General features: G+C 73.8%; 1 protein-coding gene (cut by a window edge). It reads left to right on the top strand.

Annotated features, from left to right (window positions below; translation table 11 throughout):
* Positions 1–12,849: the start of an ADP-ribosyltransferase gene (locus tag AB0I22_RS23650; protein WP_363132858.1), read on the top strand. It continues 21,483 nt past the right edge of the window; the window shows 12,849 of its 34,332 coding nt (coding positions 1–12,849); it begins with the start codon at positions 1–3; its stop codon lies beyond the right edge, outside the window.

The raw sequence follows: 12,849 nt of genomic DNA on the forward strand, positions 1-12,849 counted from the left end.
ATGTCCAATTACTACGCCGACGATTCGGTCACCGACAGCATCTACCGGCTCGGGAACGCCTGGATCGACTTCAGCGACATGCTGTGGGAGCGGATGTCGGCCATGGACGCGGCCGTCCACGGCATGCAGTGGACCGGTGAGGGGAACACCGCCGTCCAGACCACCTGGAACCAGGTGCACGACGCGCACCTGCAGAAGGCCGTCGACGACGCGCGCAACATCGGCAACCACATCAACGCGTTCGGCGACTACGTCAAGAACATCCAGGCGCAGGAGAAGCACGCGGACGACATGGAGTCGATCAAGGCTCTGATCGAAACCGTGCTGCCCATGCTGGCCATCTTCGCGCTCCCGGTCATGCTGCCGTTCGACGCGATCCTCGGGGCCCTCACCGGGGTCCTGGAGGCCTTGGCGGGCGTCCTCACGGAGGGCGCCATCACCGCGGTGGCCTTCGCCGGCGCCGTGGCCGTGGACGTCGCGGTGAACGCCGCCGCCACGCTCGGCCTCGACATGGCCGCCGCGGCGCTCGCCTCCGCGGTCACCAACACCCCGATGCCCGACTTCGGCAGCTCGGAGTGGTGGAAGGGCGAGGCGATCTCCATCGGCATGGGCGGCGGCGGGGCCCTCCTCGGGCCGATGGCCAAGGGCCTCGGCAAGGGGCGCGACTGGCTCAAGGACATGACGCACGGCCCGGCCGCGGGTTCTCCTCACATCAACCCCGACATCTCGCACCCGGGGCTCTCGGGCGACACGCCGCACTCGGGGGGCGGGGCGATCGGCAACGAGTTCACGCCGCCGGTGGTCAACAGCGGCGGCTTCAGCGCACCGGGGTCGGTGGGGGCGGGCGCGGGCAAGTTCGGCGGAACCGTGAAGAGCCCGGAGGGCATAGCGGCGAACCCGCACACCTCGGTCCCCGGCGGCCGTGCCGCCGACGGCTCGGGGATACGGCCGAACAACGTGCTGTCCAAGCCGGGCGGGACGGCGACCGGCGCGGGCGGCAAGGTGCAGGACCCGGCCCACCTCCAGCCGTCGCCGGCCAAGGGATCGAAGTTCGACGGCCCCGACGCCCGCACCGTGAAGGCCGGTCCCGACGGGGTGAACCCCGTGACCAGCCGCCCCCACAGCCCGGCGGGGACCGGCAGGCCCCCGGTGACGGAGGGCCCCGGCAGCCCGAAGACGAGCGTCGCGCACCCCGAGAACACGGCGCCCGGCACCCGCTCCCCGTCCCCGGTCGAGGAGACCGGCCCCGGCGCCGGCCACCCGCCCGCGGGAGGCCGGCCGCCGGCCGGCGCCGGCCGGACCGGGCAGACCCACGCGCCCGAGACCGGCTCCTCGCACAACTCCCCCGCGCAGCCGGAGCGGAACAGCGGGGCCGCGCAAGAGGGCGCCGAGCCGCACTCCGCCCACCAGGCCGCCGAGCCCGGGGCCGAGCCGGGCGCGTCGGGCAGCGCCGGCAAGCACGCCGGGCAGGAGGGCGCCCCCGTCGGTCAGGGCACGAAGACCCCGCAGGCCGTACTGGGCAAGGAGCCGCCCGGCCCACGCACCCCGGAGCACGGCAAGGGCGCGGAGGACCACCAGCACGCCACGGACCAGCGCGCCACGGACCACGACGGCCGGAGCGGCCACGAGGGCCGGGCGCAGGACGAGAACGGCACGGCGAACTCCGGTCACGACAGCGCGAAGGAAGCCGCGGGGCCCGACGCCGCCCGGCACGGTTCCGGGACGCAGGCGCCCGCCGGCCCGCTGGGGAAGGCGCAGGACGCGGCCAAGCTCGCGGCGGAGGACGGGCGCGTCGGCTCCGTCGCCAAGACCCCGCAGGTGATGGAGACGCCCAAGCCGCAGTCCGCCGAGACCGGCCGGGCCGGGCAGCCCCATCAGGCGCCGGAGAAGCCCGCCGGCGGCGAACAGCGGCCCGGACAACATGAATCGTCGGCCCCGCAGTCGTCGAAGACCGAGCAGCAGACCGGCGGCCCCGTCCGGGAGAAGGCGGACGGGGGACGGCCCGGTGGCCGGCCGACGGACCGGCCGGACGCCAGGTCGACGACGCCGGAGGCCGAGAAGACGGCGAACCCCGGCGCTGAGAAGACCGCGAGCCCCACCGCCGAGAAGACGGCGAGTCCTACCGCCGAGAAGACCGCGGGCCCGCCCGCCGGTAGGTCCTCCGAGAAGGGGCCGGAGAACACCGCGGACACCGCGAAGGCCCCGAAGTCCTCGAAGACAGCGGAGAATTCCGCGACGGCTCCGCGGAACACCGGGAAGGCGGCGGAAGACTCCGGGAAGGCGCCGCAGAGCGCCGGCGAGAAGCCGGACGCCAAGCCGACGAAGGCGTCCGCGCACGAGGGCGCCGGACACGAGCCGGCCGCCTCGGGCGCCTCGCACGACGCCTCCGCGTCCGGCGACCACACCAACCAGACGCACGACGCGGGCAGTTCCGGCCACCACTCCGAGCAGCCCGTCGCGCGTCCCGAGGAGCCGGCGCCGCCCGCCACTTCGGCCCCGGCCGTACACGCCCCGGCCGAACGCTCCGGCAGTGCCCACACCACGGCGTCCGCCAAGGACGAGGCGTGGGCGGCGGAGAGCAAGGCGCTGCGCGACGACGCGGCGCACAAGCTCGGCCTGGAGGAGAAGTTCCACCGGTCCGCGGAGAAGCTGCGGGACCGGTTCACCGAGGCGACCAAGACGTCCAAGGCGCTGCGCGGTCTGAACGCCGAAGAACGTCAGCTGGTCTTCGACAACGCCCTGCGCGACGCGCGCGGCAAGTTCGACGACACGTTCCGCCCGGTGGGCAAGGAGGGCGGGTCCGCCGCTGACCTCGCGAAGGCCGAGAAGCAGTGGCAGCGGCAGGTCGACAAGCTCGGCAGCACCTTCCGGGGCCGCGCCATGCTGCACAGCCGCGCCCCGGAGGTCACCAAGAGCATCGACCGCATGGTGTCCCGGGCCGAGCGCCGCTGGAACTCCGAGGGCCGCCCGGCGGAGGCGGTCGAGGCCGCCGCCAAGGGGTACCGGAACAGCCTTGAGCACGCCTTCGATCTCACCTACGGCGAGCTGAAGGAACGGCCGCACTGGCACGTCGGCAACCCGAAGGACCGGTTCTCCCACCTCTCCGACAACCTCGCGAAGGAGCTGCCGGACCGGATCGAGCTGCACACCAAGACCCATGAACTCCTCAGCTCCACCGACGAGTTGCTGGGCAACCGCCTGAAGAGCTGGCGGGAGACGGAGGCCGGCTGGTCCGACCGGGACGCGGCGGAGGTCCGTACCCGCTACGGGACGGCCTCCCGTGACGCGTTCCGGAAACTCCTCGACGACGAACTCGGCGCGATCCCCAAGAAGAAGTTCACCTCCCAGGCCCAGCACACGGCCCTCCAGCGGGCCGGCGAGCAGTGGCTGCGCAAGGAGGACGACCTGGCCAGACGGCTCACGGCCGAGTTGGAGGGCACGGAGAAGATCCGCGGATACATCGCGAGCGTCACTTCCCGGCTGGAGCACGACGCGCCGCACTCCCTGTTCGCCGGCGACCGGATGCAGCACATCAGCAGTGCGCACGCGTCACTGCGCGCGGCCGGCGACCGGCTGCTGGCGGACATCCGCCGCGACGTCATGGGCGCCGACTTCCGGGACGTGAACACCACCGTCCGCGACGGCCTGCACCGGCTCGACGAGAGCGCCCCCGGACGCTTCCGGTTCGAGGCCGACGCGTACGAGAAGTGGCACACCGTCCGGGAGTCCTTCCCCAGCAGGGAGGCGATGGGCGAGCAGGGCGACTGGGTACGGAACCGGCTGGACTCCATGGGCCAGGAGGCGGTGGACCGGGCCCGTGCGCGCCTGATGGGCACGGAATACCGCGTGTCCGACACCGAAAAGGTGCTGTACGACCTCGAACACGAGCTGTCCGCCGTCAAGGACGCCGCTCCCGGCCTGGCGAAGGCCGCCGAGCGGCTGCCGCAGGTCTCCGCCGAGGCCAGGTCGGTCTGGCACGAGCTGAGCGACGGCCGGACGGAGCTGCCCTCCGGCCTGGCGAACCGGCTGGAGTCGGACTTCCACCGCGAATGGCTCGCCGGCTACGACAGGACCCTGGCCGACGGACACCTGGACGCCGCCCACTGGGTGGAGGAGCCCGGCCCCGCGCCGCACTTGGACGAGTCGACGCGGGCCGCACACGACGCCGCCCAGGACAGCCTCGTCGGCCACTATGACCTCGTCCTGGACCTGGCCGAGACCCGGAACACCCACCTGGAGCACCTGCCCCAGCAGGTGGACGACGCGGCCCGCGCGTGGGAGGCCCGGCAGCACGCCGGCGGCCCGCGCGATGCCGACGCCGACGCCGACGCGCCGAAGCTCACGGAAGCCGACCGCAAGGCCGTCGTGGACGCGGTCACCGCCGATCTCCAAGCCGAGTTCAAGACGCTCACCGAGGTCCACGAGTCCGGACCGCTGACGGCCGCGGAGCGGGACGGACTGCGCGACGCCTGGAAGGCGGTCCACGACGAACACCTCGCCGGGCTCCCCGGGCGCTTCGACCAGGTCGACCGCCTGAACCAGCTGGGCGAGAAGCACGGCCTCGGCCCCGAACTCTCCAGGACCGTCCGCGACAAGTACCTGACGGACCTCGAAGCCCAGAAGAAGGCCGCGCCGGACGAGATCGACACGGTCGGCTCGCCGGAGGAGCGGTACGCGTGGGCCGGGGCGGCCGAGAACCGGGCCGGGCACTTCCTGGAGCACTACGACACGGTCATCGGCAAGCAGCGGGACGGAGCCGCCCTCGACCACTCGGCAGGGCCCCGGGAGCAGTGGCGGACGCACGCCCACAACCAACTGCTCGACTCCTTCCGCGACATGAAGCAGCTGGAATCCCGCGGCTTCTCCCACGAGGACGCGGCCGACCTCGCCTTCGACTCCGCCATGTCCCGCCTCCACGAGCGCCTGCGGCTGGAGACCGACGTCCTGCCGCAGGTCAAGGAGAAGCTGGCGGCCGCGGCCGAGGGCCGGGGGCTGGGGCCCGAGGACCCGCTGACGCTCAAGGCCGGCGAGAGCCTGGCGAAGGACCTCCGCACCGCGGTGGAGGAAGCGTTCACCACGCACATCAGCGGGGCCGAACCGACCCGCGCGGGGCTCGGGCACGCCGTGTCGGTGAGCCGGTCGACGACCGAGGCCATGCTGCACGACAGCGCGCTCCACAGCCGGCTCCGCTACCACGAGGAACTCGCCCAGCGCACCCAGGACATGCGGTCCGCCGTCGAGCGGCACGACCTGCTCCACGACGAGGAGTCCCTGGCGCGAGTCGCCGACGACCTCGCCGCGAAGCTCGAATCCTCCGCTGAGGCCCGCCTGGGCGGGGTGCGCACCGGCAAGGAGCCCCTGCTCGGCGCCGAACTGGACGCCCGCTACCGGAACTGGCGGGAGTCGAGCGGCGAGCTCATCCGGGACGTCCGCACCCATCTGGACCGGGACGCCTACCGCCAGGGCGCCGTCGAGAACGCGGGCAGGGTCTTCGAGCGGCGGTTCTACGACTACGACGCCTTCACCGGCCCCGCCGAGGGCGGGTTCGCGGACGTCGCCTCCGGCTTCCGGCGCGACTGGGTCGACCTGCACGACCGCTTCCACCGGAACAGCGGCGCGGACCTGGACCACTGGCTGGAGACCGAGAAGAACACCACCGACGGCTTCCGGCAGGGCACGGAGCGGGTCCAGCGGCAGCGGTGGGAACGGCAGAAGCTCGCGGTGGAGAAGGCCGAAGCGGAGTGGAAGGCCGAGGCCGAGGCCGCGCAGCGGGAGACGGGCGTCGGCTCCCCCACCGGCGAGACCGCTGTACCGCACGGGCAGCGGCCCCCCGAGCCGTCCGCCGAGCCGCGTGACGCGGGCGCGCGGACCCACGACGACGCGCCCGCGCAGGGGCAGGCCACCGCGCAGGAGCGCGCCGGGACGGAGCCGCGCGACGGCGTCGTACAAGAGCACGCCACAACTCAGGACCACGCCACAGCGCGGGACCACGGCACGGCGGAGACCCACCCCACCGCGCAGGAGCACGCCGGGACGGACCCGCGCGACGGCGTCGTACAAGAGCACGTCACGACGCACGACCACCCCACCGCGCGGGACCACGGCACGGCGGAGACCCACCCCACCGCGCAGGACTCCTACAGCGAGCACGGACACGACGCGCACGACCCGGGCAGCTCGCACGAGGCGGTGGGCTCCGGCTCCGAGCAGCGGCAGACCTTCGCCGACCGCGCGCCGGAGCAGACCGTCGAGCAGCGGGCGCGCGCCCGCTTCGAGGACGAGATCGCCTCCGCCGTGCCCAAGTACCAGCCCCGCTCCTTCCTGGCGAGCCCGGCCGTACGCCACCTGCGCACGGAGTTCGCCGACCGGTTCGCCGCCGCGCTGGAGCGCGAAGGCGCGTCCGAGGCCGCGGCCGCGGCCGGCGACCTACGGGCCCGGTACGCGCAGGCGCACGACGACTGGTGGGCGGACCACAACGCCCGTAGGGAGTTCCGTTCCGCGCTGGCCGAGGGGCCGCTCGTCGCGCGGCCGGGCGTGTCCGACGGGCTGCTCTGGGAGGACGACCTCGGGAAGTCCCAGCCGCACTGGGACACCCCTGCCCGCGAGTGGTACCGCCACCAGATCCAGCGGCTGGAGCGGCAGTACGTCGAGGAGCGGGCCGTCGAAGGCGGCACGGAGGCGTCGGCCGCGCTCGACGAGTCCTTCCGGGCCGCCGCCCTGCGCCTGAGCGACCGCGCCGTTCCCACGTCGCTCGTGCTGGACGACTTCTGGAAGCACAGCGAGTCCTACGACTTCTCCCCGGACACACACCAGTGGGGCGCCCGGACCGTCCGCTGGTACGAGGACCGGCGACAGGACCTGTTCCAGGAGCTGTCCCACGCCCTGGAGCGCGAACCCGGCACCCTCGCCTCCGTAAAGCGGGAGTACGCGGAGCGGATCGCCCTCTTCAAGGAAGGCGCCCGGTTCCGTGACGACCCCGGCCTGATCGGCGAAGGGTCCGGCGCCTTCGTCCCCGCCCCCTCCCACGCGGCCTCCGACGACTGGCGGGTGCCGGTCATGCGGGCCGAGGAGCGGCGGCTGCACGAGAAGTACGAGGGCCGCCTGCGGCAGGCCGTCGAGGACGCCGCGTACGGCAAGCGAATACAGGAGAGTTTCGACGGCTGGGTGCGGGAGGACGGGCAGGCTCTCTCGGAGGAGCAGGCGGAGCTGCTGCTCGACCGGACGCTGCGCTTCCGTGAGCTCGACCCCGCCGAACCGCTGGACCTGTCGGTCGTGTGGCGGGACCAGGCCGACCTGAACACGGTCCGCGAAGCCGCCGCCGAGCAGGGCCGGCGCGCCTTCGACCGCGCGTTCCGCTCCTGGAGCAGCCGCTTGGCCGGCTCCGACGCGCGGGAACCGGCCGGGCCGCTCGACGCGGACCTCGTCGCGCGGGTCGGCGGCCACGTCCTCGCGGCGTTCGAGCCGAAGCTCGACACCGCCGTGCGCGAGGTCTTCGCCACCGGGGCGGACGCCCGGGACGAGCGCCTGCGGGAGAACGTCCGGTCGGCCGCCGCCCGGCTGCGCGGACTCACCGCGAAACTCACCGACGCCTTCGACCTGCGGGCCTTGTACGAATCCGAACTCGCCCGCGCCGACGAGCGCTTCACACAGCTCACGCAGGATCTCACCAGCGAGCTGACCTCCGAGCAGCGCCAGTTTCTGCACGCGCTCGACGCGCACGGGCACCCACTGTCCGAGGCCGGGGCCGCGGCCGTCCGCGAGGAGCTGCACGCCGAACTCGACGCGGAGTTCACCGCGCTCTCCGGCCCCGACGCTGCGGCAGCGGCCGCCGCGCGCGGGGAGCGGCCCGAGCTGCTGGCGCGCTGGCACAGCCGCTACGACGACGTGCTCTCCCGGCTGCCCGGCCGGCTCGTCGAGCAGGCCGGCCGCGAGGCGGCCGTGCTCCGCTCGCTCAAGGACGCCGAGCGCGCCGCGGACACGCTGAGCACGCGGCCGCCGTCGCCGGGCGCCGCGTTCACGGACCGGTTCGCGCTCCGGCCGGAGAACGTGCTTCCCGAGACCCTGCGGTCGGTCCAGCAGGCCGTCGCGTCGGCTGTCGACGCCGCCTTCGACCGTGCCTTCGCCGACGGTCCGTCGACCGAGCGGCTCGCCGCGTGGGAGGCCGCCTACGACGAGGCGGCCGGGCAGGAGCGCACGCGGGCGCTCCTGCTGCTCCACGCGGCCCGGCGGAGCGCTCTGGCGCAGGCCGACACGGCCTTCGCCGAGCAGCTCGCGCGGTGGCGGGCGCAGGACGCCGGGCACGTCCTGCCGGACGAGCGGAGCGACCGGCTCCGCTCCGATTTCGCCGAACGGGCCGCCAAGGTCTTCAACGCGGCCTTCGCCGGGGTCTCCGACGCTCCCGAGGAGCTGATCGGCGGCGTCCGGGCATGGGACCGCTGGTTCGCCGAGCTGGTGGACGAGATCCCCGCCCACCTCGACTTCGAGGTGGACGCCCGAGCCGCCCTGAACGCCTCGGACGACGTCTTCGCCTCGCTCAGCGCCGGCCGTCTCGCCGACGCGGCCGACCTCGCGCGGCTCGCCGGCGACTACCGCACCGAGTTCTTCGACGCCTACCGCGGGCTGTGGGCTCCCCGTGACCTCTCCTCCTCCTGGCTGCGCGAGGCGGACGAGACCCTGCCCGAGCGGACGGCGGACTCCCCGGCCGGAGCGCTCCAGCAGGAGGAGCACACGGAACCGGCCCACGGCGGATCGTACGAACCGTTGACCCACACTTCGTCGGAGTCGGAGTCGGGGTCGGGGTCGGAGCCTGAGTCGGAGCCGGAGCTCTCGCCCGCCGCCGGGCCGGGCACGACGACGCACGGCGGGACGGACACGGAGGCCGAACTCGACCGCCGCCTCGCCCGATTGACCCGCGACCACTCCACCGGCCCCGGCTCACAGCAGGTGAGCGAGCAGGAAATGGAGCGGCGCAGGCGGCTCCTGGCGGCCGACGACACCGACGAGCCCACGAGCGGCGGCCGGCGGCTGGTCGATTCCGTAGTGTCGCGTTCCGCGCCGCCGCAGAGCCCGGCCGCGTCCACGGCATCCCATCAGGGCGCACCGTCCCGGGCGACGGAGCACCCCTCGTACGCGGATCACGATCGTGTCTTCACGGCGCAGTCCAGCCGGCTGACCGCCGCGCGTGAGGGCCAGAGCGGCGCGTGGCACCGGTTCGTCTCCTCCTGGTCGTCTCTGTCCTACACGCTGCCGGAGCAGTTGTCGGACCCGCACCTCGCCGTCGTCGAGGGCGCCGCGGACGAGCAGGTGATCCTGGACGGTGCGACGCTGCCCGGCCCGGCCCCCGTCCAGCGCTCCCTGGACCTGGCCGTATGGGCCCGGCAACGGATCGGCGAACTGGCGGAGAACGTCGCACAGCTGCCGCAGAGCCTCAAGGCCATGGGCCGCACGCCGCAGCAGGTGACGGAAGAGATGTCCCAACTGGCCGAGACGATCGACCAGGACGTCCTGCCGGAGCTGCGGCGGCAGCTGCGCGACCTCGAACAGGCCGGGGACACCCTGGAGTTCGCCGCCCGCCAAGAGGTGCTGGACGAGGATCAGGGCGGTCTGTGGGACCCGTTCGACGACTGGGACCCGGACGAGGTCCCGGCCGCGCCAGAGCCCGTCGCGGCGCTCGCCCCGCTGCCCCCGCTGCCCGAGCCGGACTGGACTCACCGGCTCGGCACGGGCGACCGGGAGGCGGACGCCGCGTGGTTCCGCGAGGTCCGCGGCTGGTTCCTCGACGAGGCCGAACGATCCCAGGTGCGGATCGCCGACGAGCACGGGAACGTCGCCGAGCCCGCCGACGAGGCGGCGGCGCGGGCGCACGACGAGTGGCGGGAGCTGCTCGTCGAGACCGAGCGGCTGGGCGCCGCCCTGCGGGCGTTCACCGGAGAGCGGCCCAGCATCGGACTGAAGACCTCCGATCTGCCGGACGCCGACGCCTTCCCCGGCGGCTACGCGGCATGGTCGCAGCGCGCCGGTGAACTGGCGGACCGGATGCGGGAGCTGCGGGGGCGGTTCGGCGCGCCCGTCGAACAGCTCACCGGCATGGGCCTGACCATGGCTCCCCGGCGCGGCCGCGCCGGGAGCCTCTCGATCGAGAGCGACGCCTACCACGCCCTGCAGACCGGGGCGTTCTCGGCTCTTGGGCAGACGTCCGCCGACCGGCCGCGAACCGCGTTCGACTCCGCGCTGTGGCAGGTCACCGACGAGCAGATCGCCCGGATCAAGGTCCGGACCGGCGAGTCGGCGCAGGGCGGGGCGCCGCTGCTGTGGCGCACCGACGACGATGTGCTCTACCGGTGGGACACCAGGCCTCCGGAGACCATTCGGGCGAACGGCTTCGAGGCCCGGGGCGACGACTTCGCCGTGGACTCCCTGCGCGGCTACCAGTACGGCGGATCGGGCGAGAGCCCCACCGCGTGGATCTCCGCGACCCGCTCCGCGGCGCTGCGGATGCCTCCCGCGAAGGCGGCCTTCCAGGATTCCGAGGGCCGGATGTACCGGTACACCCTCAGGGCTCCGGGCGGCCTGGACCTCGCCGCGACGCTGGGCCGGGACGCCTATCCGGACATGGCCGAGATCCTGTTCTTCGGCGGCGTCGACTCCCGGTTCGTCGTCCACGTCGAGACGTACGACCGCGACGGCGCCCTGATCGCGAGCGAGCCCCTCACCCCGCCGCAGGCGTCGGAAGGCACGTCCGGGGCCGCGATGGCGGAGGACAGCGCCGAGGACGGCGTGGAGGCCGCCCGTACGGCGGCCGGCGACCACGAGCGGACCGGGCAGAGCGAACCTTTCGACCACGCGGACCTCCAGGAACAGTTGGACGCGGCGCGGCGGGACCCGCGGTTCTGGGAGACCTCGGAACTCTCCGGATTCCCGCAGCCGTCGGCGAAGTTGACGGTGGGCGGCCGGAACGGCACCTTGCGGCCGGTTCCGCGGGACCTCCAGTTCGTGTGGGTCGGCGGCGCGCCGAGCGACGCCACCTTGGCCAACCTGAGCTCATGGGCGCGGCAGGCCGGCGAGGCCGGCTGGACGGTCAACCTCTGGCTCGACGCGCACGCGCGCGAGACCACTGTCCCGCTGCTCACCGGCGTCCTGTCCGGCGTCGCCGTGCAGGACATCGACGAGCGGAACCTGTACGCGCACCTGCCCTCCGACGTCCGCGAGAAGATCCGCGACCTGGTCGACCTGGCCGTCTCGCGCAGCGCTTTCGCCGTCGCCAGCGATGTCGTGCGCTACGCGGTGCTGTGGTCGCGGGGCGGCGCGTACCTGGACGTCGATCTCGCCCCCGGCGGCTTCACGCTCCCCGCCGCCGCGCCGCGGCTGGCCGTGGACGGCCCCAACCTGCCGCTCCTGCCGCCGCTGATCCGCGACTCCGCGTCGTTCGAGCGGGATCTGAACGTCATGCGGGGCGAGCGGTTCCCGGTCGGCGGCACGTACGAGGAGCGGCTGGAGAGCGTCGCCCGGTACCGGTACTCGCGCAGCAACTACAACAACAACCTGCTCGTCGCGCCGCCCGGCACCGACTTCCTGCGGCTGGTGCTGGACCGGCTGCCCTCGCCGAGGCTCGGCGCCGAGGAGCTGCGGAACCACAACAGCAAGGCCGTATTCCAGTTCCAGCACATGATCGACGCCAGCTCCTCCCTGACCGGGCCGGAGTTCGTCGTGAACACCGCGCGACAGTACGCGACCGGCTTCGAGACCACGCCCGAGCGGGGCGCCGGCGCGCCCGTGGACCCCGAACTGCGGGACCAGTGGGTCAAGTTGGGCTGGCTCACCGAGGAGAGCGAGGTCAGCGCCGCGGGCGCCCATCAGCTCGGCCCGGTGCGGCGCCCGCCGCTCCCGACCAGCCGCCAGGTGGACCTGGCCCGCGAGCTGCGGCCGCGCCGCGGTCCGCTGAACGTCGGCCGCAGCGACGCGGACGTGGACCTTCAGGAGTTCCTGCGCACCGGGGACCTGCTGGAGGCGTACGACACCCTCTACCCGCCCCGCGGCACGGGGGACGTGGAGCGCGCTCACAGCCGTCTCATGACGCTGCGCCGCCTGGCCCAGCTGGCCGATCAGGATTCCCGCCACGTCGGCAGGTTCACCGCGCGTTCGCTGGACAGGACGGCCCGGGCGGTGTTCGGCGACGGGGAGGTCACCGACGAGGTGCGCAGGCGGTTGGTCGATGTCGCGACCAAGGCCAAGCGGCGAGGGCGCCCGATCACCATGCGGGACCTCGTCGAACGCGCCGCGCCCCTCCGTGGCTCCACCGCCGTCGGCGCGTCACTCCCGCAGGCCGAAGCTCCCGGCGGGACGGAAGAACCGCGGGAGACGCGGGAGACACAGGAGACGCAGCAGCACACCGACGCTCAGGAGCACTCCGACGCGCAGGCCGTGGAGCAGGCCCGGCCCGAGGAACAGGGCCCGGCCGCAGAGCAAGCGCAGTCCGAGGAACAGCGCCCGACCGAGGAACAGGCCCCGTCCGAGGAACAGGCGCGGTCCGAGGAGCAGGCGCGGCTCGCGCACCAGGAGTGGAACCGGCTCCGTACCTCGCTGGCCTTCGTGCAGCGGGGCGGCGACGCCCGCGAGGCGGCGCGCGCGGTCACGGCGCAGCTGCTGGAGTCCGGCCCGGGCGCCGGTTCGCTGGTGGTGTTCAGCGCCGCCGACGGATCGCCGGCCGGCCGGCTGCACGCCGCCAACGTCGACGGCCGGGTGGTGTGGGCCGAGCCCGCCCGCCTGGACGAGCAGTACGAGGACGCCGCCGAGCTGCTGCCCGTCGGCGAGGCCCACGTCACGTCCCTCGACCTGGACGCCGAGGGCGTG

Origin of the sequence: Streptomyces sp. NPDC050610 (genome assembly GCF_040654875.1) — a bacterium.
Taxonomy (GTDB): domain Bacteria; phylum Actinomycetota; class Actinomycetes; order Streptomycetales; family Streptomycetaceae; genus Streptomyces.